Origin of the sequence: Nocardia sp. SSK8, assembly GCF_037034205.1 — a bacterium.
Taxonomy (GTDB): Bacteria; Actinomycetota; Actinomycetes; order Mycobacteriales; family Mycobacteriaceae; genus Nocardia.
In genome coordinates, this window is record NZ_JBAGKD010000002.1 from 149,874 (window position 1) to 170,478 (window position 20,605).

The following is a 20,605-nucleotide window of genomic DNA, read 5'->3' on the forward strand; positions in this document are numbered from 1 at the left end:
CTGTCATCGTCGTCATGGGTGTGTCCGGGTGCGGGAAGTCCACGATCGGCGCGCTGCTGGCGCGACGGCTGGACCTGCCCTACGCCGAGGGCGACGACTACCACCCGACGGCCAATGTCCAGAAGATGGCGGCGGGCATCCCGCTGACCGACGAGGACCGCGCGCCCTGGCTCGCCATCATCGCGGAATGGCTGCGTGAGCACCGGGATTCCGGCGGGGTGGTGGCCTGCTCCGCGCTGCGGCGCGTGTACCGCGATCAGCTGCGCGCCGGTGCCCCGGACGCGTACTTCGTGCACCTGTCGGTCGGCCGCGCGGAACTGCTGCGGCGGCTGGCGGGCCGCCACGGCCACTACATGCCGACGACCCTGCTCGATTCCCAGCTGGCCACCCTGGAACCGCTGCAACCCGGCGAGGCGGGCGTGACCCTGGACGCGACGGTGCCGCCGGAACTACTGGTCACCGAGGCGATCGCGGCCTGGCGGGCCGATCACCGCTGAAGCAGCGGGTACAGCTCGGCCACCGGCGCGAGCATGAACCCGGCCCCGACCACCAGCGCGGCCAGGCAGACGATCGCGAAGAACACCACCCACAGCAGCGCGGGCAGATGCGTCAGCCGGGCCAGCTGATCGGCGTCGGAATCGCCGCGGCCGGGCTGTCCGCGCCTGCCGCGCTGCATCTCCACCACCGGCCGCACCGCCGCGGCCAGCAGGAACCAGGCGGCCAAGTAGGCGAATCCGGCCTGCAACAGGTCGCCGCCGAACCAGGACACCCCGAACACCAGCGCGCCGAGCACCACCACGGTGAGCAGGCCGTAGACATTGCGCACCTTGATCAGCACCGCGACCAGCATGGCCAGCGTCGCCCACAGCATCACCGTGACCCGCCCCGAACCGAGCAGCGCCGCGTAGCCGAGCCCGAGCACCGCCGGTGCGGTGTACCCGGCCGCCGCGGTGAGGATCATGCCGGGACCGGTGGGTTTGCCGCTGGAGACGGTCAGGCCCGAGGTGTCGGTGTGCAGGGTGATCGCGTGCAACCGCCGCCCGGTGAGCAGCGCCACCAGCGCGTGCCCGCCCTCGTGCGCCACCGTCACCGCGGCCCTGGCCAGCCGCCACAGCGGCCGGTAGCCGACGAGCACCAGCGCGAGCGCGGCGGTGACCAGCACCAGCCACCACGGCGGCGCGGGCTGCGGGGCCAGAAGGTTGTCGAACGTCGTGCTGACGGACTCGGTATCCACCGCCGCACCATAGCCGTGATCGGCCGGTGGCACCGCCCGGTCGGGCGTCACCGAATGCACAGCGGGACCGGGTGACACCCGCCGCGACCTTCGCCCGGTACCGATCACACATGGTGCGCGCGTACGGTTTTCCCGCCACACCCGGCCCGTCCCGTCGGCGCGCGTGGTAGCAATGGGCATGCCGATGCGACCCCACCGCTGGACCCCGCCCCGCCCGACCGCGCGGGCCGGGCAGACCGAGAGCGTGCCGCCCCTGCCACCGGTGCGTCTGCTGCCGCTGCCGGGCACCGCGCCCGAGGATGTGGTGGTGACCGCCGACGGTCACGTGATCGCGGGCACCGACAACGGCACGATCTGGCGGATCGACCCGGCCGACGGCGCCGTCGAGCAGATCGCCCACGTCGACGGCCGCCCGCTGGGCCTGCACGCCGACCCCGACGGTGCGCTGCTGGTCTGCGTCACCGGCGTCGGCATCGTCGAGATCGCCCACCCGGGCGCCGAACCGGCGGTCCTGGTCGACGCGGTCGACGGCGAACCGCTGACCTTCCCCAGCAATGTGATCCGCGACGACGACGGCACCGTGTACTTCTCGATCGCCTCCCGCCGCTGGCCCTACGAACAGTGGATGGGCGACATCCTCGAGCACTCCGGCAGCGGCAGGCTCGTGCGCCGCGACCCGGACGGCGCACTCACGGTGCTGATCGACGGCCTGCAGTTCGGCAACGGCGTGGTACTCGCCCCGGACCGGTCCTGCGTCCTGGTCGCCGAGACCGGTGCCTACCGGATCGCGCGCCACTGGCTGACCGGCCCGCGCGCGGGCAGCAACGACCTGCTCGTCGAGAACCTGCCCGGCTCTCCCGACAACATGTACCTCGGCAGCGACGGCCTGGTCTGGGTCGGCATGGTCGCACCCCGCAACGCGCTGCTGGACCGGCTCCTCGCCCTGCCCGGCATCTTCCGCAGGCTCTCCTGGGCGCTGCCCGACAGCCTGCGCCCCGCCCCCGACCGGACCACCTGGGTCCTCGCGCTGGACATCGACGGCACCGTCGTCCACGACCTGCAGCGCGACGGCACGAGCTTCGCCATGGTCACCTCGGTCGCCGAACACGACGGCACCCTCTACCTCGGCAGCCTGTCCGAACCGGCGGTGGCGGTGAGCACCGTGCCCTGAGCGGCTCAGCTCCGCGCGGTCACCGAGGACGGCAGCGGATGATCGGGTTCGAGGGCGGGCAGGCCGTCGATGCTGACGGAATTGTCCCCGGCGATCCGGCGGGCGAAGTCGGCATCGGTGCGCCGCAGGTGCGCCTCGTCGAGCACCGACCGCTCCTCGACCAGATCCAGGCGCGGCACCGACCAGCCGCAGGAGTCGGCGATCCGGTCCACCGCGACGGTCACCACCGCGCGGATCCCGGTGTGGCCGGTGCCGAAACAGTCACGGAGCGTGTCGAATTCGGCGCTGTCGGGCCGGACCACCCGGCCGGTGCCGAACAGGCGCAGGATGCGGGCGGCGCGGCCGAACGAACAGAACATCACGGTGATCCGGCCGTTGTCGCGCAGGTGCGCGATGGTCTCCGAGCCGCTGCCGAACAGGTCCAGATAGGCGACGGTGTGCTCGTCGAGGACGGCGAAGGTGTCGCGATATCCCTTGGGGGAGATATTGACATGGCCACCGTCGGACGGCGCGGTGCCGACGAAGAACATCGGCTGTTCCGCGATGAACGCCCGCAGCTTGTCGTCGATCCGCTCGAAGACCTTGCCCATCTCGCCCTCCTCCGGCCCGCCGCACGGCGCGCTCCCCGCCCCGAGTGTATCCGCAGGCCGGGGCGGTCCTTCGATTCACGGTGAGGGTTACCCGCGACGCCGACGGCGCGATATCCGACGATCGGAGCATGACGCAGACCGCCCCCAGCCCCGTCCACCCCGTCCAGCAGCGCTACGCGGACCCGGCCACCGAGGTTCCCGCCCAGTGGAATTCCGTGCTGCAGGTGTTGCACGAGCACAAATCGGTGCGTCGCTACCTGCCCGACGCGGTGTCGCCGGAGACGGTCGAGCTGCTGGTCTCAGCCGCGCAGTCGGCGGCGACCTCGTCGAACCTGCAGGTGTGGAGCGTGATCGAGGTCCGTGACGCGGCGCGGCGGTCCCGGCTGGCGGCGGTCGCGGGCGGACAGGCGCACATCGAGCAGGCGCCGGTGCTGCTGGTGTGGACGGCCGATTTCGCCCGGCTGCGCCAGCTCGCCGCCGACCAGGGCGCCCCGCTCGACGGCGCCGACTACCTGGAGTCCAGCTATGTCGGTTTCATCGACGCCGCCCTGGCCGCGCAGAACGCCGTGGTCGCGGCCGAATCCCTTGGCCTGGGCACGGTGTACATCGGCGCGCTGCGCAACAACCCCGAGCAGGTGGCCGCTGAGCTGAACCTGCCCGACGGTGTGTTCGCGGTCTTCGGGCTGGTCGTCGGTCATCCGGATCCGGCCGAGGGCACCCGGGTCAAGCCGCGGCTGCCGCGCGCCGCGGTGCTGCACCGGGAGGGCTACGACCTCGGCGTCCAGCGCGCGGCCGTCGCCGCCTACGAGCAGCGCATCGGTGAGCTCTACAGCGATCAGGGCCTGCCGTTCTCCTGGATCGAGCGGGTGCTGGGCCGGTTGGCCTCGGCCGCCGCGCTCAACGGGCGCGACCGGCTGCGCGAGTCCCTGCTCGCCCGGGGCTTCGGGCTGCGCTGAGCGCTCAGCCGTCGAGCGCCTCGCGGGTCAATGCCAGTGAGCGGCAGCGGGCCTCGAGGTCGTAGACCAGGGTGTTGAGCATCAGTTCGTCGGGGGCGGTGGCCGCGAGCAGCTCGGCGGCCTGGGCGCGCACCGTCGCCGGTGAACCCTGGAGCTGACCGGCCTTGCGCTGGGCGGCGAAACGTCGCTCGGCCTCGCTGCCGGGGAACGCCGCCGCCTGCTCCGGGGTGGCCAGCGCCTGCGGCCTGCCCGCGCGGAGCTGGGCGAAGGCCAGGTCGCGGGGCGCGGCGAGCCGGTCGGCCGCGGCGTCGGTGTCGGCGCAGATCGCCGAGGCGGCGACGATCGTGTACGGCTCGGACAGCGTCGGCGATGGCCGGAAGTTGTCGCGGTAGAGCGCCAGCGCGGCGGCGGTGTTGTCGGGGGCGATGTGATGGGCGAAGGCGAACGGCAACCCCAGCACGGCCGCCACCTGCGCGCTGTAACCGCTGGACCCCAGCAACCAGACCTCCGGTTCGGCCCCGCGGCCCGGGCTGGCCACGATGCCGTCGGGATCGGTGCCGCGGAAGAAGCCGATCAGCGCGCCCAGCTCGCGCGGGAACGCGTCGGCGCCCAGCCCGTCGGCGTGGCGGCGCAGGGCGCGCGCGGTGCCCGGGTCGGTGCCGGGCGCGCGGCCGATCCCCAGATCGATCCGGCCGGGATGCAGCGACTCGAGCGTGCCGAACTGTTCGGCCACGACCAGCGGTGCGTGATTGGGCAGCATCACCCCGCCCGAACCCACCCGGATTCGCGTGGTCGACGCGGCCAGATGCGCCAGCACCACCGCGGGCGCCGCGCTGGCGATGCCGGGCATGTTGTGGTGTTCGGCCACCCAGAACCGGTGGACGCCCAGCTCCTCGGCGTACTGCGCGAACCGCGTCGTGGCACGTAGTGCCGCGCCCGCGTCCGCTCCGTCCTGTACCGGCGCCAGATCCAGCACCGACACGGTGACCGCGCTCATGGGTCTCCTCCACTCGACATGCTTCCTGCGGCTGCAACCGGCACCGCCCGCCCGGATATTCCGCCGGGCGGTGGGGGTGACCGGAGCCACTGCCGCCGGGCGGTAGCGTGCAGGACTGTTCGCCGAGGGAAGGATTTGTTGACATGCCAGCAGACGGCTCCGGCCTGTCCACCGACGCCGCGCCCGCCGCAGCGCCGACCGCGGGATCGGAGGGATACGAGCGCGGGCTGAATCCGCGCACGATCCAGATGATCGCCATCGGCGGCGCGATCGGCACCGGCCTGTTCTACGGTGCGGGCGCCGCCATCGAGCAGGCGGGCCCGTCGCTGATCCTGGCCTACCTCGTCGCGGGCCTGGCGATCTTCGTGATCATGCGCGCGCTCGGCGAACTGCTCACCTACCGTCCGGTCTCGGGCAGCTTCGCCGAGTACGCGCACGAGTTCCTCGGCCGGTTCGCCGGCTTCGCCACCGGCTGGTCGTACTGGGCGGTGTGGGTGTCGACCTGCATGGCCGAGATCACCGTGGCCGGGCACTACGTGCAGTACTGGTTCGACATCCCGCAGTGGGTGACCGCGCTGGTGGTGCTGGCGGTGCTGTTCACCGCGAATCTGATCTCGGTGCGGATCTTCGGCGAGGGCGAGTTCTGGTTCTCGGCCATCAAGGTGACCGCCATCCTGGCGATGATCCTGATCGGTATCGGCGTGCTGGTGTTCGGCTTCGGTCATGCCACCAACCCGACGGTGACCAACCTGTGGGCCGAGGGCGGAGTATTCCCGAACGGCTTCGGCCAGACCCTGCTGGTGCTGCAGATCGTGGTGTTCGCCTATGTCGGTGTGGAACTCGTCGGCGTCACCGCGGGAGAGGCCCGCGACCCGAAGACCACCCTGCGCAAGGCGATCAACACCCTGCCCTTCCGGATCGGGCTGTTCTATGTGGGCGCGCTGGTGATCATCATGTCGGTGGCGAGCTGGCGCAGCTTCCACGCGGGCCGCAGCCCGTTCGTCGAGGTGTTCGAGCAGATCGGTATCCCGGCCGCGGCGGGCATCATCAACTTCGTGCTGCTCACCGCGGCGCTGTCGTCGTGCAACTCCGGCATCTACTCCACCGGCCGGATGCTGCGCAGCCTCGCGTTGCGTGACGAGGCGCCCGGGAAGTTCGCGGCGCTGAGCAAGCAGTCGGTGCCGTTCACCGGCATCTGCGCCTCGGCGGGCGCGATGGTGATCGGCGTGATCGTCAACCTGGTCTCGCCGGACAAGGCCTTCGCCTACATCACCTCGGTGAGCACCGTCGGCATCATCGTCGTCTGGAGCGTGATCCTGGTGTGCCACTTGAAGTACCGTGCCAAGGTGCGGGCCGGGGAGCTGCCCGCCAGCGACTACCGGCTGCCCGGCGCCCCGGTGACCAACTGGGCGGCGCTGGCCTTCCTCGGCCTGGTCGTGGTGCTGCTGCTGTGGACCGACGGCGGGCGCAGCGCACTGGTCGTCGGCGCGGTGTGGGCGGCGCTGGTGTGCGCCGGGTACTACGCGTTCGGCCGTCGTCCGGTGGTCTCGGCGCCGTAGCCCCCGCACACTCCCGTTTGCTGGAAAGCCGCTGGCAGACAAGCGTTTTCTGTCGTACCCCCTCGGTATCGTGGAGCTGTCACGAGAGTCCGGCGCGGGTGTGGCCGGACGGTGCGAGAACGGGGGCACGAGATGAGTGACGAGTACCGCGGCGATTTGCTGCCGCCGCGCCAGCACGGAACCACCTGGCGCGAATCGGAATACCGGGTCCTGGCCGACGATCTGCGCGCGGGCGCCGATCTGGCCGCGACGGCACGAACGGTGGGGCGCACCGAATCGGCGGTGCGCGCCGCCCTGCGCAACTTCGTGCCACCCGAGGAACGGGTGCCCGGTGCCGAGCGGGAGTCCTGGATCCGGGCCAGGCTGGTCGCCGAGCCCGAATGGGATTGGTGGGCGGTGGTGATCGACCATCACCGCCGAACCCGCAGCGGCCTGTGGTTCACCCGGCACGAGCACTGTGCCCGGATCGGCTGGCGCCGCCGCACGCCGATGCCCGCGCTGGCCCAGGAACTGGGCACCTCGGAGCTGACCGCCGCGGAACTACTGCGCTCGCTCGGGCTCGCCGAGAGCATCGAGGACGCGGCCGAACGACTCGGCGCGACGCCGGGTCAAGCGCTCGCCAAACGGGTCGCGGCCCGCCGCGACAACGCGGTCGGCGCGCGCTGGATCCTGGTGATCGACGGTGCCGTGGGGACCACGCGCTCGCGCAATGCCCCGGTGCGCCGCCAGATCTCGCTGCACGAGAGCCGGGTGGCGGCCGAGGCCGAGCGTGACCGGGTGCTGGCCTGGCATGCCAGGGTCGCCGCCGCCGACGCGGACCCGGCCGTATGGTGGACCATCGCCGAACGCGGTCTCGACGGCACCGCCGGAACCACCCGCTGCGGCACCTTCGACCCGGCCGCCGTCACCGGTGGCCGCGTCAGGGCCGAGGCGCTCACCGTGGGTGAGGTGATCCGGGTGCCCGTCCCCGGCGGCGGTTTCCTGCAGGATCGCGTCACCGCCATCACCCAGCGCGGCGCGGGCGCGCCGATCGTCGTCGACCTGGCGCCGGTCGCGAATTCGCGGGTGCGCCGGGTGGTGGAGTTCGCGCCCGGCGAGGTCGTGGAGGTGGTGCGCAGGCCGGGCGAGCCGCTCGGCTAGCCGCCGGACCCCACCGTGATGACCAGGTCGGCCCGGCCGTCCGGTGGGGTACAGCGGACACCGTCCGGAACCGCCTGCCAGCCGGGGTGTTCCGGGCCGGTGACCACCTCCACCCGCAGATCCGCGAGTACGAGCGCGGGCGCACCGCTCCCGGGGAACGGGACCGAGCTGTGCACCGCCGTGCAGCCCTCGACCCGCAGCACGACCCGATCGGTGTCGTGGGCCACGACCTGCCAGACGCCGTCGCGCGCCCAGATCGTGCCGATCGCACCGTCGACGCGGCGGCCGTGCAGCACGAACGGCATGCGCTGCTGGGCGCCGACCCAGGTCGGGGTGGCGGTGGAGGTCTCGACCCCGAACATCCATCGGTCGTCGCGGACCACCGTGCACCGCCGGTCGGCGAGCTCGATAGTCGTTGTGCGTGGCGTGGTGGCGGGGCTCAGGATGGTGGGCCCCCAGCTGTCGGCGAGGTCGGCGATGAGCGGGCCGAGCATGATGTCGTGGCCGTGCGTGGCCAGGTGCGGGGCCTGCTCGAAGGCCGGTCCCACCCGGACGCCGGTCCTGGCCCAGATCCACAGGGCCGACAGCGCCACATAGGAATTCATGTCCGGGAAGTGCGCCCGGCTGTAGGGCCCGGCGACATTGCCGAGCTCGGCGGCGAAGAAGTCGTCGAGCTGGGCCCACAGCGTCTCGCGCAGCTGGTGCGCGGTGGCCGCGATCGCCGCCGAGCCGCTGAGCTCGCACATCAGCGACAGGGCGAACAGGTTGATCCCGTCGTAGGTGGGCGCGTTGAATTCGTCGAAACGCCCGCCCAATGCGTGGTGGCGCTCGGCGATGCGCGCCATCTCGGCCTCGGCCTCGGCCAGCTCGGCGGCATCGCCGCGCCGGGTCGCCGACCAGGCCATGGCGGCGACCTGCATGAGCCGGGGATTGGTGTAGTTCTCCGGAATCCGCCCGGGTGGCTCCGAGCGCACCGCGGTCTCGACGGCGGTGGCGAGCGCGGCGGCCAGCTCGTCGGGCAGCAGCGATTCGAACCGGTGCAGGGTGGCCGCGAAGGCGCAGGCGACGAACTGCCGCCAGTTCGGGTCGTAGTCCCACCACTCGATCGCGGCCTCGGGGGGCCGCTCGGGCCACTCGGCGAACCGGCGGAAGGTGCCGTGCCAGGCCCGGCCCGGATCGTCGAGCTGGAGAGCCAGCACCGCGCGCAGCACGCGCTGCGCCTCGGCGATGTCACCGGTGTCCGCCCTGGCCAGCAGCCCGTAGGCGTACCAGGCGGAATTCGGCACCAGGTGCAAGGTGGCGGGCGGTGCGAATTCCTCGTGGGTCCCCGGCGGATTCATCACCAGGGCGGCATCGGCGTCGTAGAACAGTGCGGAGTAGGCCACCGAGAGCCGCCGCAACCGGTCGGCCCCGGGCAGGGTGTGCTCGCGCTCGAATGTCATCGGAACAGGATCGCCTTCCCCTGCCGCAGCTCGTCGACCATCCGGGTCAGTCTATGCGCGGGATCGAGACCGAAACGCGCGCACTTGGCCGCCACATCGTCGACCAGTAGCCGGGCGAGCGCGGGATTCCCGCGCTCCCGATACGCCTCGGCCAGATACAGTTCCGAGCGCAACACCTCCGGATGCCGGGCACCCAGATCCGCCAGCTGGCCCCGGCACAACGCGGCCAGCTCCCGCAGGACCGTGGCCGACGGGCCGCCGTCGAGGGCGTCGGCGCAGCGGGCATCGATCGCCAGCTGCCAGCGCATGGGTGCCGACATGTCCGGCCGCTGCCCGGCCCGCTCCAGCGCCTCGCGCAGCAGCGCGCGCCCCTGCGTGAGATCGGCGGCCGCGCCGGTCTCGACATAGCGGTGCAGCAGGGTCCGGCCCCGCTCCCGGACCGTCTCGATGATCTCGATCCGGGCGCTGTCGCGGGCTTCCGCCCTGGCCTGGACGCCGGTGAGGGTTTCCAGTGCCTCGTCGAGGAATCCGGCGTCGCGGCGGCACACCGCGTAGTTGTGCAGATCGCGCAGGGTCGTCCAGTGATCGGCGTCCACGTCACCGCCCTGCGCGGCCAGGGTGCGGAACATCGCGGCGGCCTCGGCGTGGTGCCCGAGTTTGCGGTGCAGCCAAGCCACATGACTGGTCGCCTCGCGGGTGGACTGGGAGGCGCCGAGGACGCGGGTGCGCAGCTCCCGCAGATCCTCGGCCTGCGCCATGGCCTCGGTGAGCCTGCCCCGGTCGCGCAGGACGGCGACGACCAGCTGCTGGGTGGCCAGGGTGTCGGGATGGGTCCGGCCGAGCAGGCGCCGCTGGCGGTCCAGCAGCGGCTCGGCGATCGCGGCGGCCCCCGCGAGATCGCCGCGGCGGCGCAGCACCGAGGCCATCTGGTGCTCGGCGCGCGGCAGATCACGTTCGGCGCCGGGTGCCCAGGTGGTCGCCAGCACGTCGTGCAGAATCGCCTGCGCCGCACCGTATTCGCCCTTCACCGCGTGGGTGTAGGCGATATCGCAGCGGGTGGTCAGCAGGCCGGGTGCGTCGGGGCCGAGCAGCGCGCGTTGCCGCTGGGCGACGGAATCGAACCGTCGCAGGGCGGCGTCGGCGCCGACCGCGACCCGTTCGGCGCGCGCGTAGAGCCATTCGATCCGCAGCCGCTGTTCCTCGGGCAGGTCGGTGTCGAGCAGCGGCGCGAGCACGGTGAGCGCGGTGCGGTGCTCGCCCTGTTCGGCCAGCGAACGGGCCCACATCTCGGTGAGCAGGGTGAGCTGCGGGTCGCGGGGCAGCCCGGCGGCCTGCGCGCCCGCCACCGCCGTGCCGCTGATCTCGCCGAGCAGCGGGATGTCGCCGTAGTCGGCGCGCAGCGCGAACACCAACCGGCAGCAGGCCGCCACCAGCGACTCGACGTGCACGTCGTAGCCTGCCCGGGCCAGCGCGACGATCAGCGAATCGCGGATGCCCCGGCGCGGATCCTCCGGCGCCGCCCAGTCCGGATCGTGGGTGCGCAACGCGAGCAGGCCCCGGATCTCGGGACCGAGATCCTCGTCGGCGGCGTCGCGCAGCGCCAGCCCGCGCCGCTGCCGGTCGACGAAGGCGTACACCGGCCCGTCCACCGCGCACAGCCAGTGCCTGCGCACCGCCTGGTCGACGAATCGGTCCGCGGCCGGTGCGGGCAGCAGCAGCGAGAGATCGCACCGCTCGTCGAAATACAGGTTCGCGCGGTGGTCGGCCTCCTCGATCGAGGCCGGAGTGGCACACGCGACGCGGCGCAGGCGATCACGGACCCGGTGATCGAGGGTCGCCCAGGATTCGTCGAGAAACTGTTCCACCCGGCGCGGCAGGTCGTGCAGCAGCCGCGGGTCCAGGGAGCGGGCGGCCAGCGCTTCCCGGGTCCGGCGCAGCCCGCACACCAGCAGCAGCATGTGCAGGTTGGGGTACTGCGCGGCGAGCATGCGGGCCGCGTCGGGGTGCGCGTGCGGCACGAGTTCGCCGATCAGGGCCGCCCGTTCGTCGACGGTCAGCGGTGCCAGCGACGCCCCGGCCGGAAAGCATTGGGCGAGAAGGGGGTCGGGGGTGTGTACCCCGGATTCGGTGACGGTGACCCACCGGTCGACCGCGGGCTCGGCCAGCCGCTGATTGCCCCGCTCCCATTCGGAGGTGATGACCAGCAGCGGCCCGCGTTCCTCGGCGAGCAGCCGTTTGAGCGCGTCGAGCAGCACCGGATGGCTTTCGTGCAGGTCCTCGACGAAGATCACCACCGGGATGACCGCGAGCACGGCGCCGATCTTGCGCAGGAACTCGTCGACGGCGTGCCCGGCGACCGCGCGCAGATCCACCTCCTCCTCGGTGCCGACCCGCCCGGTCAGGTCCCGCTCCGCGCGGATCCGGGCGGCGATGAGCCCACCCAGATGCACCGCGGGCCCCACCCCGGGAATCTGCGCCCCGACGAGTTTGAGCCCCGCCTCGATCCCCTGCACGGCCAGTTCCTCGACCGACATCTTCCCGACCTGCCCACCGAACTCGGCGGCGGCACCGCGCGCCTGCCGGACCAGTCCCGCGCGCCGCTGGACCAGCGGGAAGTGCGCATCGATCTGGCGCAGCTCCGCGCTGAGCTGGATCTCGGGCAGGCCGTCGCCGCGCCTGCCCGAGAAGCCCAGCCACAGATAGCCGGGCAGCGCTCCGGCGGGGCGTTCCCAGGCGGTCGGCCCGGCGACCTTGCGGGGTCCGATCGGCTCGTCCTCGCCGAGGATCGTCGGCGGCCAGTAGGCCGGTCCCTGCTGACCCGCGGCCAGGCGGCGGTAGAACTCGTGGACGATGCGGGTCTTGCCCGCCCCGGGCGCCCCCTCCAGCGAGATCCAGGTCCGGCGGGGGACTTCCGGCAACCGGCCCCACACCGCGCCGAGCCCGTCGACGACACCGGCGCGGCTGTGGCCGGTGAACGCGGGCGTGGTGGACCGGCCCGCCGTGTTGTTCTCCACACGGCCACGATAGTCGCGCGAACGCAACATCGTTGGGCCACTGGGTATTCCGCGTACGGACTACCGGCGGTCGGCGGTGCGGCCCGGCATGGTCGCCGCGGCGGCCGTCATCACGATCGCCATCACGAACATCACCACGAACACCCGGTGGATGCCCGCGGCGAGTTCGGCCGGTGCCGGGTGGTCGGAGTCGGCGATCCCGGCATTGACCACGGCACCGAAGATCGCGACACCGACCGCGCTGCCCAGCGCGCGGGCGAACATATTGGCCGAGGTCACCACGCCGCGTTCCTGCCACGCGGCGGCGGTCTGTGCGGCGATCAGCGACGGGGTCGAGACCAGGCCCATGCCCGCGCCGATCAGGAAGCACGACAGCGCGATCTGCCACGGCGCGGTGCCCGCGTCGATGACGAGCGTGGTCGCGCAGCCCAGTACGGCCAGGATGCTGCCCGTCAGCGCGGTGACCCGGAAACCCCAGCGCAGATACAGCCGTCCGGACAAGCTGGCCGACAGCGGCCAGCCCAGCGTCATCCCGCCGACGGTGAGCCCCGCCACCAGCGCGGTGGTGCCCAGTACGCCCTGGGCGAAGGTGGGCACGTAGGAGGTCGAGCCGAGCACGACCGCGCCGATCAGCAGGGCGACGGTACTGCTGGCCACCACCACCCGGCTGGTGAAGATCCGCAGCGGCAGCACCGGATTCGGCACCCGGGTCTGCGCGACGGCGAACAGCGCCAGCGCCACGGCACCGCCGGTGAACAGGCCGAGCGAGACCGGCGAGCCCCATGCCCACGCCTGCCCGCCCTCGAGCAGCGCCAGGATCACCGATCCGGCGCCCACGGTGAGCAGCACGGCACCGGCCCAGTCGATCCGCTGGGACCGTCGCGGCGCGGATTCGGTGAAGTGGCGCAGCAACATCCAGCCCGCCAGCGCCGCCAGCGGCAGGTTGACCAGGAAGATCCACCGCCAGCTCAGATGATCCGACAGCAGCCCGCCGAGCAGCGGTCCCAGCACCGCCGACCCGGCCCACACCCCGGCCATGTAGCCCTGCACCTTGGCGCGTTCGGCCAGCGTGTACAGATCGCTCGCGATCACCATGGTCATCGGCTGGATCGCGCCCGCGCCGATGCCCTGGATCGCGCGGAACACGATGAGCGCGGGCATACTGGTCGCCAGCCCGCACAGTAGTGATCCGAGCGCGAACACCGTGATGCCGACCAGGATCACCGGTTTGCGGCCCACCATGTCGGCGAGCTTGCCGTAGATCGGCACCGTCACCGCCTGGGCGAGCAGGTAGATCGAGAACAGCCACGGGAACTGGGCGAACCCGCCGAGCGAGTCGGTGATGGTGAGGACGGCCGTGGCGATGATGGTCGAGTCGAGCGCGACCAGCCCGGTCGACAGCATGAGCGACGCGAGAATCGCGCCGCGTTCGGAACGCAGGCCGACGGCCGGATCCACAGTCTCGGTCGCCACCGGTGTTCCTTTCGTTGGCGTATCAACCATCCGGGTTCACCGTAGCCAGGCGACGGCTGTTCCCGCGCGGGGTTTTCCGGTCACCCGGCGGCGGTGCAGCGCAGGTCCGCCGGTGGGGGAGTCAGCTCGACGAGGTAGCGCAGCACCGGCTCGTCGACACAGGCCACGCCCTGGCCGACTACCCCGTGCTGCACGCCTTCGTAGGTGATCAAGGTGGCATTCAGCGCCCGGGCCAGCGCCACACCGCCCGGATGCGGGGTCGCCGGATCGCCGGTGGTGGAGACGACCACCACCGGCGGCAGACCGGCGACCTCGGGGGTGTGCGGTTGCGTGGCGGTCGGCACCGGCCAGAACGCGCACACGTCCAGGGGTGCCTGTCCGGTGGCCCGGCCGTCGTCGAAGATCGGTGCGGCGGCCCGGGTCCGGCGATCGAGATCGGCGGCGACGGCGCGATCGGTCACCCGCGGCTCCTCCAGACACAGCACGGCCGCCTGGAGGTCACGCTCGACGATGCCCGCCGAGGCCATCCGGTCGGCGATCGCCAGCAGCACGTCGCCGCGCCCCCGGGTCAGTTCGGCGAGTCCCTCGGTGATCCCGGGCCAGGCCAGCGGTGAGTACAGCGAATTGGTGAGGGCGCTGAGCGCGTCGGGATACCGCAGCCCGCGCGGATCGGTCGTGGCCGCAGGCCGGTCGACCAGCGGATTGATCAGTGCGCGCAGCGCCTCGGTCGCGCCCGCCGGATCGGTGCCGACGGGGCAGTCCGCGCGCGTCGCGCAGTCGGCGGCGTAGGCCTCGAACGCGCGCTGGAACCCGGCCGAGAAGCTCACCGGGTCGATCATGGGCGCCGCCGGGTCGATTCCGCCGTCGAGGACCATCGCCCGGATCCGGTCCGGGAACATCTCGGCGAGCGTGGATCCGAGCCGGGAGCCGTAGGACCCGCCGAAGTAGTTCAGCTTCGCGTCACCGAGCACGGCCCGGATGATGTCGAAATCCCTGGCCACCTCGGCGGTTCCGACATGGGCGAGCACATCGAGCCCGGTCCGTTCGACACAGCGGGCGATGTAGTCGCGATGCTCCCGCTCGGTCTCGGCGATGCCCGCGGGGGAGAAGTCGTTGTCGAGATCGCCGCGCTGGGCCTGGAATTCGGCCTCGGTCGAGCAGACCACCTTCGGTGTGGAGGCCCCGAGCCCGCGCACATCGACCCCGATCAGATCGAAGCGCTCGGCGATGGGGTGCGCCGCGAACGCCGCGAGGAACCCGAGCCCCGGCGCCCCCGGCCCGCCCGGATTCGACAGCAGCGACCCGACCTTGTCCCCGTCGGCGGGCCGCCGGGAGATTGCGATCAGCGCGGTCCGCCCGTCGGGATCGGCATAGTCCAGTGGCACCAGAATCCGCGCGCATTCGAACCCGGACTCCACGATCGCGTCCCCACCCTCGAACTCCGCGCACGAACCCCAGTCCGGCTTCTGCCCGTAGTACTTGTCCAGCCCGTCGGCGGGTTCGCGGTCGGTGCCCATACAGCCCGTGCCCGCCAGCACCAGTCCTGCCATCAGTGCCGCCCGAAGCCTCCGCCCCACCCTGTGCGTACGCATCTCATCGACCCCCTGTGTAGTGAACTAATCCCGGCGTCAGTCTGCCGGTTGCCGCGCCGCCTGCCAACGTCCTCGCCTGGTATCGGGAACACCTGGATCCGCTTGCCGGACAAGGGGGCACGATCGAGCGGTCGGTCGATCGCGATGGCGAAGGTCGTGGCGTCTCGGCGGGATATCGCCGCTCAGCGTCGGGACCCGGTGACCCACACCGGCCCCGTCAGCAGCCAGATCACCGTGATCACCCCCAGCGTGCCGAACACCCCGGCCAGCTGCTCGCGCTGCTCGGCATCGGCCACGGTGTAACTCAGCGCCAGCGTGAGCAGCGCGGCGATGCCGGCCGCGCCGAGCCAGCGCGCGAAGTCGGCCCATTCCTTGCGGGCCCGTTCCGGGCCGTCCTTCGGCACCTTCACCGGGGCGGGGCCGCCGTCGAAGCGATGGGCGAAACGGGCGTCCAGCCACGCGATCACGCGATGGCCGAACATCACCGTGCAGCCCAGATAGATCCCCGCCAGGCGATGGGCGAAGCTCACTTCGCCGCCGCGGTGCAGGTCGATGGCCACCGCGACGACCAGCACCACGTCCAGGACCGGAACGAGGGCCAGCGTCACCAGACCGGCGCGCCGCAGCCGCGCCACATAGCGCAGCAGCAGCCCGCCCACCACGAGCACCCAGAAGCCGATCTCACACGCGGCGATGGTCAGCAGTACGGGGTTGTTCAGCTCGTCCATGCCTTCACTGTGCCGGGCGCGGTGGTGCGCGGGCGTCGGGCGGAAGGCGCGCGTGCGGTCCGTCTTTCGGGGGACCCTGGCTCGCCCGCGATGTGCTGAAATGAGGCATGCCTCCGCCCCGCTCGCCCCTGGACCGGCTCGCGGACGTCTTCGACAGCGCGACCGCCGCCGCGGTCGGGGTGTTCCTGGTCGGGCTGCTGCTGTGGGCCGCCGGAGGCTGGGCGGTCGTGATCGACCGCGACCTGTATCCGCCCGCCGCGAAACTCGCGCTGCTGGGCGCGGCCTTCGCCATCCAGCTGACCGCGCAGCACAAGCCCGCCCTCGCCTTCGGGCTGATGGTCGCCCTGCTGGCCGGTGACTTCGTGCTCGGTCCGTCGCTGCCGCTGTGGATCGCGCTCACCGATGTGATCTTCCTGGCCGTCAGCACCGGCTCGGACCGCCTCGGCCTGGTGGTCGGCTGGTTCGCGGTGCTGATCACCGCCGGTGGCGCGCTGCTCGCGCTGGCCGTGTTCGGGGTCAGGGCGGCGCTCTACACCGGCCTGATCGCGATCGCGCTCACCTGGTCGCCGCTGGGGTACGCGCGGGCCGTGCGTGCCTCACGGCGGATGGTCGGCGTGGAACGCCACGCCGCCCGCGCCGAACTCGCCGCCCGCGATGCCGAACGCAGCGCCGCCCTCGGCGAGGAACGCCGCCGCGTCGCCCGCGACCTGCACGACACGGTGGCCGGGCACCTCTCGGCGGTGGCCATCCTGGCCGAAGTCGCCCAGAAGGACCCCGGCAATACCGCCGTCATCGGTTCCATCCGCGCGGGCAGCCTGGCCGCGCTCGACGAGATGCGCGCGACCATCGACCTGCTGACCACCCCCGCCGACACCGCCGTCACCGCCCGCTTGTCCTCCCTGGACGGCCTGATCGACGCCGCCCACGCCGCGGGCGGCACCGTGACCCTGCGCGGCACCGACGACCTGACCCTGCCCACCGCCGTCGAATCGGTGATCACCCGGATCCTCGGCGAGACCATCGCCAACGCCACCCGGCACGCCCCGGGCGCGCCGCTGGAGATCGACGTGCGCCGCGAGGCGGCACGGGTCGCGGTGACCGCCTCGAACCCGATCGCGCCGGGCAGTGTCACCGGCGCGGGAAACGGATTGCGCAATATGGCCTTCCGCGCCGAATCGATGGACGGCACGCTCACCGCGCGCGCCGAGGACGGTGTTTGGCGCGTGCGCCTGCGGCTGCCCCTGGAGCAACGATGACGGTGACGGTGGTGGTCGCCGACGACCACGCGACCATCCGGGCAGGCATCACCATGCTGCTCGAGACCTCCGGGCAGATCCGGGTCGTCGGCGAGGCGGGCGACGGCGTCGCCGCGGTCCGCCAGGCCCGCGCCCTGCGCCCGGACGTCGTCCTCATGGACGTGCGAATGCCGCGGGTCGACGGGCTGGAGGCCACCGCGGCGGTGGTCGCCGACACCGACGCCAAGGTCCTGGTGCTCACCACCTTCGCCATCGACGACTACGTCCTCGGCGCGCTCGCCGCGGGTGCGAGCGGCTTCCTGCTCAAATCGGTCGGCGGTGACGAGCTCGTGCGCGCCGTGCTGGCCGTGGCCGACGGCGACGCCGTCCTCGACCCGAAGGTCACCCGCGCGGTGATCGCCGCGCTGCCCACGGCCGCCACGCAGGCACCCGCGCCCGACTTGTCCGCCCTCACCGAACGGGAACAGCAGGTGCTCGCCGGACTGGGCGCGGGGCTGTCGAATCAACAGATCGGCCGTCGCCTGCACATCGGGGAGGCCACCGTGAAGACCCACGTCTCGCGGGTGCTGACCAAACTCGGCGTGCAGTCGCGCGTGCAGGCCGCGGTGATCGCCACCCGGGCCGGACTCGCGCTGTAACCGGCCGCGCCCCACGACCGGGGCGGTCGCGGGGCGCGGTCACGGCGGGGTGGAACTCAGCGTGCTGGATGTGGGTCGGACTGATCCGGACGGATCCGGCGTGATTCAAACCAATAGGTCAGCGACACTGTGGCATAGGACGTCACTACCACTGTTGCGGTCACCAGAAGAAACGCGGCGATCAAGGGAATCAGGAAAGCCATGTGCCCTCCTCGCGGTACGGTAGGCGTGCGATGAAGGTGGTGGTCAGCGCCTCGTCGCGCCGATTCTGGACAAGCCCCGCGTACTCGATGGTAGGGGCCCGGCGCGAGCAGGGCACGGCCCGGCGCGTGTGATCGCGATCATGTCTCGGGCGGAGTGTCGCCTGTATCACCACCCCGGTTCTGAGGTTGAATGTTCCATCGATCTGGGTTCTACCGCGTCACGAGTTCTCGACATCGGCTTCACCACGAATATCCGACGAAGGAGCAACGATCGTGAGCATGATCCTGGCTGTGTTGGACAGCGCCGTTCTCGCGCAAGTCGGCAATCCCACGCCGGAGGCGCCGCCGATGGCGGAGAAGATCCTGCAGTTGGGCCGGTATTTCACCTGGATGATCCTGCTGTCCGGCGTCACCGCCATCACCTACGGTGGCGGCCGCTTCGCCTGGGAGAAGTGGAGCGGCGGCGGCCTGCAGTCCCCGAAGATGATCGCCAGCGCGATGGCGGGCGGCGCGGTCGCCACCAGCGCGGGCACCATCATGAACGCGGTCATCGGCGCGTGAGCGCCGCACCCTGATCCGCCGCCCCGGCTAGGGTCGGGGCGTGCGTATCTTTCTCGCCGGCGCGACCGGTGTCATCGGAACGCGAATGCTGCCGTTGCTGATCGGCGCGGGCCACGAGGTGGCCGGGCTGACCCGCTCCCCGGCCAAGGCGGCCGCCCTCGCCACCACCGGTGCCCAGCCGGTCGTGGTCGACGTCTACGACGCGGCGGCGCTCACCGCGGCGGTCACCGGCTTCGCGCCCGAGCTGGTCATGCACCAGCTCACCGATCTCCCCGACGATGTCGCCGACCTGGCGAACTCCGGGGCGGCCAACGCGCGCATCCGCAGCGAGGGCACCGCGAATCTGCTCGCCGCCGCGGCCGCCGCGGGGGCGAACCGCTTTCTCGCCCAGAGTATCGCCTGGCAGCCGCCCGCGGGCCGGGGCGCGGTGATCGCCGCGCACGAGTCCGCGGTGCTGAACGCGCTGGGTGTGGTGCTGCGGTACGGCCAGTTCTACGGTCCGGGAACCTATTACGCGGACACGCCGCCCGGGCATCCGCGCATCCACGTCGACGCGGCGGCCGCGCGCACGGTGGAACTGCTCGACGCGCCGACCGGCACCGTGGTCATCGCCGAACCCGCATAGCCCCCGCCGCCCGATCGCGGCTGACGGAGGTCCGGCGGTGATTCGATAGCCTCTGCCTATCATGGCGGCATCGTCGTCGAGGCCAACTCGATCAGCGCGCTCGTAGAGCTCACCCGCCGGAGTGTCCTGCCGGGCCGGGCACGTGTTCACCGGTCGTGCAGCCAGTCCGGTGTGCGGTCGAGCCGGGGCAGGCTGTCGGATATCCGGGTGACCAGCTGCCACGGGCGGTTCGTGTCGGTGCTGGCCTTGCCGCTGGTGAGGACGGCACCGGCGAGTCCGCGCTCCGGGTCGGCCCAGCCGTACTGGGTGGTCAGACCGCTGCGGCCGAAGTGGAAGCGGGTGTCGCGGCCGAACTTGGATCGGCGGGCGCCCAGTTCGAAACCCGCGCGGCTGACCCGGCCCGCCGCACCGGGGAGACGGTCGGCCGGTGCGATCGCCGCGCGCAGGGTGGCGGGCTCGAGGATCCGGACGCCGTCGAGTTCGCCGCCGCGCGTGAGGATTTCGTAGAAGCGTGACAGTTCCTCGGCGGTGGTGACGAGATTGCCCGAGGGGAGTTCGGCGGTGAGGAAGGCGTCGTTGTCGGCCTTGGACGCCTTGTCCATCCGCCCGCCGAGCGCCTTGAGGGCCAGGAACAGCGACAGGCGCGAGGGCGGGGGACCGGTCTTCACACTCGGCACGACCTCGCCGATCTCGGCGGGGTCGACGCCGAAGTTGTTCCAGCGGAAGCCGAGCGGGTCGAGGACCTGCTCGGCGAGGTGCTCGCGCATCCGCTTGCCCGTGGCCCGCTGGACCAGCAACCGCTGGATCAATCCGCTGGTCAGCGCGTGGTACACGCGGAACCGGCCGGGCGGCCAGCTCGGCTCGAGATCGGTGAGCGCGGCCAGCGCCAGCTCCTCGTCGGGCACCACCTCGCTGGCCCGGTACCGCGGCGGCATGAACGGAACGCCCGCGGAATGCGAGAGCACGTGCCCGATGGTGATGCGGTCCTTGCGATGCGCCGCGAACTCCGGAATGTACTCGCACACAGGATCGTTGAGCGCGAACACGCCCTGTTCGACGAGCATGGACATCACCGTCGCCGCCACCCCCTTGGCGGTAGAGAAGCCACAGAACGGCGTCTCCGGGGTGACGAGAACCTTCTCCGCGTCCGGTGCGTCACGGGGACCGTTGCCCCACCCGTGTCCGATGGCCCGGTTCAGCACGACGTTGTCGTTGCGGCGCACGCACACCTGGATCGCGGGCGTGGTCCCCATCGCATACCAGTCACACACCGACCCCCACAGCCGCGCGACAGCCTCGGGGGAAGTCCCGGCCGCCGCGGGCTCGTCTTCGTGCCCGACGGTCGTCACCGACTCCAGATCCTCGGCGACCGCCACCACACTCCCGGTTCGTGCGCTCATGGCCCCACCCTAGCGACGCCGCGGAT

General features: G+C 71.9%; 19 protein-coding genes. 9 read left to right on the plus strand and 10 right to left on the minus strand.

Going from position 1 to position 20,605, the window contains the following annotated elements:
* Positions 1–14: 14 nt before the first annotated feature.
* The gene (locus tag WA675_RS04255; protein WP_336082823.1) at positions 15–497 is read left to right on the plus strand and encodes a gluconokinase; all 483 of its coding nucleotides are present in this window, start codon (positions 15–17) and stop codon (positions 495–497) included.
* Here the strand turns inward: WA675_RS04255 and WA675_RS04260 are convergent.
* Positions 488–1,234, minus strand: coding sequence for a M50 family metallopeptidase (locus tag WA675_RS04260; RefSeq protein ID WP_336082100.1), 747 nt, complete (start codon positions 1,232–1,234; stop codon positions 488–490). The two genes, WA675_RS04255 and WA675_RS04260, sit on opposite strands and share 10 nt — an antisense overlap.
* 178 nt (positions 1,235–1,412) lie before the next feature.
* On the opposite strand from WA675_RS04260, the gene WA675_RS04265 reads away from it, so the two are divergent.
* On the plus strand, positions 1,413–2,405 hold the full coding sequence (locus WA675_RS04265) for an SMP-30/gluconolactonase/LRE family protein (RefSeq protein ID WP_336082101.1): 993 nt from the start codon (positions 1,413–1,415) through the stop codon (positions 2,403–2,405).
* A gap of 5 nt (positions 2,406–2,410) precedes the next feature.
* On the opposite strand, the gene WA675_RS04270 is transcribed toward WA675_RS04265, so the two are convergent.
* Positions 2,411–2,995: a pyridoxamine 5'-phosphate oxidase family protein gene (locus WA675_RS04270; RefSeq protein ID WP_336082103.1), complete on the minus strand. Its 585-nt coding sequence runs from the start codon at positions 2,993–2,995 to the stop codon at positions 2,411–2,413.
* Positions 2,996–3,123: 128 nt separating this feature from the next.
* Between WA675_RS04270 and WA675_RS04275 the strand changes: the two genes are divergently transcribed.
* Entirely contained in the window at positions 3,124–3,951 is an 828-nt protein-coding gene (locus WA675_RS04275) for an NADPH-dependent oxidoreductase (protein WP_336082105.1), read from the plus strand.
* Positions 3,952–3,955: 4 nt separating this feature from the next.
* Here WA675_RS04275 and WA675_RS04280 read toward each other — a convergent pair whose 3' ends face one another.
* On the minus strand, positions 3,956–4,948 hold the full coding sequence (locus tag WA675_RS04280) for an LLM class flavin-dependent oxidoreductase (protein WP_336082106.1): 993 nt from the start codon (positions 4,946–4,948) through the stop codon (positions 3,956–3,958).
* Between the two features lie 143 nt (positions 4,949–5,091).
* Between WA675_RS04280 and WA675_RS04285 the strand changes: the two genes are divergently transcribed.
* The gene (locus WA675_RS04285) at positions 5,092–6,507 is read left to right on the plus strand and encodes an amino acid permease (protein WP_336082107.1); all 1,416 of its coding nucleotides are present in this window, start codon (positions 5,092–5,094) and stop codon (positions 6,505–6,507) included.
* A gap of 132 nt (positions 6,508–6,639) precedes the next feature.
* Entirely contained in the window at positions 6,640–7,647 is a 1,008-nt protein-coding gene (locus tag WA675_RS04290) for a hypothetical protein (RefSeq protein WP_336082108.1), read from the plus strand.
* Here the strand turns inward: WA675_RS04290 and WA675_RS04295 are convergent.
* From WA675_RS04295 to WA675_RS04315, 5 genes are all read right to left on the minus strand, one after another.
* Positions 7,644–9,089 carry a hypothetical protein gene (locus tag WA675_RS04295; RefSeq protein WP_336082109.1) on the minus strand — a complete coding sequence of 482 codons (1,446 nt, stop codon included), beginning with the start codon at positions 9,087–9,089 and terminating at the stop codon, positions 7,644–7,646. The genes WA675_RS04290 and WA675_RS04295 overlap by 4 nt on opposite strands.
* Positions 9,086–12,103 carry a tetratricopeptide repeat protein gene (locus WA675_RS04300; RefSeq protein ID WP_336082110.1) on the minus strand — a complete coding sequence of 1,006 codons (3,018 nt, stop codon included), beginning with the start codon at positions 12,101–12,103 and terminating at the stop codon, positions 9,086–9,088. Before WA675_RS04300 ends, WA675_RS04295 begins: the two co-directional genes overlap by 4 nt.
* Before the next feature lie 60 nt (positions 12,104–12,163).
* Entirely contained in the window at positions 12,164–13,576 is a 1,413-nt protein-coding gene (locus WA675_RS04305; protein WP_336082111.1) for an MFS transporter, read from the minus strand.
* A gap of 80 nt (positions 13,577–13,656) precedes the next feature.
* On the minus strand, positions 13,657–15,126 hold the full coding sequence (locus WA675_RS04310; protein WP_336082112.1) for an alpha/beta hydrolase: 1,470 nt from the start codon (positions 15,124–15,126) through the stop codon (positions 13,657–13,659).
* A gap of 224 nt (positions 15,127–15,350) precedes the next feature.
* Entirely contained in the window at positions 15,351–15,896 is a 546-nt protein-coding gene (locus WA675_RS04315) for a hypothetical protein (RefSeq protein WP_336082114.1), read from the minus strand.
* Positions 15,897–16,003: 107 nt separating this feature from the next.
* Here WA675_RS04315 and WA675_RS04320 point away from each other — a divergent pair, with 107 nt between their 5' ends.
* Positions 16,004–17,152, plus strand: coding sequence for a sensor histidine kinase (locus tag WA675_RS04320; protein WP_336082115.1), 1,149 nt, complete (start codon positions 16,004–16,006; stop codon positions 17,150–17,152).
* Entirely contained in the window at positions 17,149–17,790 is a 642-nt protein-coding gene (locus tag WA675_RS04325) for a response regulator transcription factor (protein ID WP_336082116.1), read from the plus strand. The genes WA675_RS04320 and WA675_RS04325 overlap by 4 nt, the downstream gene beginning before the upstream one ends.
* A 56-nt stretch (positions 17,791–17,846) precedes the next feature.
* Here the strand turns inward: WA675_RS04325 and WA675_RS04330 are convergent, their stop codons facing one another.
* On the minus strand, positions 17,847–17,993 hold the full coding sequence (locus WA675_RS04330; RefSeq protein ID WP_336082117.1) for a hypothetical protein: 147 nt from the start codon (positions 17,991–17,993) through the stop codon (positions 17,847–17,849).
* Positions 17,994–18,272: 279 nt separating this feature from the next.
* On the opposite strand from WA675_RS04330, the gene WA675_RS04335 reads away from it, so the two are divergent.
* Positions 18,273–18,554, plus strand: a complete 282-nt coding sequence (locus WA675_RS04335; RefSeq protein ID WP_278262560.1) for a hypothetical protein — start codon at positions 18,273–18,275, stop codon at positions 18,552–18,554.
* A 40-nt stretch (positions 18,555–18,594) separates the two neighbouring features.
* Positions 18,595–19,179 carry an NAD(P)H-binding protein gene (locus tag WA675_RS04340; protein ID WP_336082118.1) on the plus strand — a complete coding sequence of 195 codons (585 nt, stop codon included), beginning with the start codon at positions 18,595–18,597 and terminating at the stop codon, positions 19,177–19,179.
* 146 nt (positions 19,180–19,325) lie between these two features.
* Here the strand turns inward: WA675_RS04340 and WA675_RS04345 are convergent, their stop codons facing one another.
* Complete coding sequence (locus WA675_RS04345; protein ID WP_336082119.1) at positions 19,326–20,579, minus strand: serine hydrolase; 1,254 nt, start codon at positions 20,577–20,579, stop codon at positions 19,326–19,328.
* Positions 20,580–20,605 lie beyond the last annotated feature (26 nt).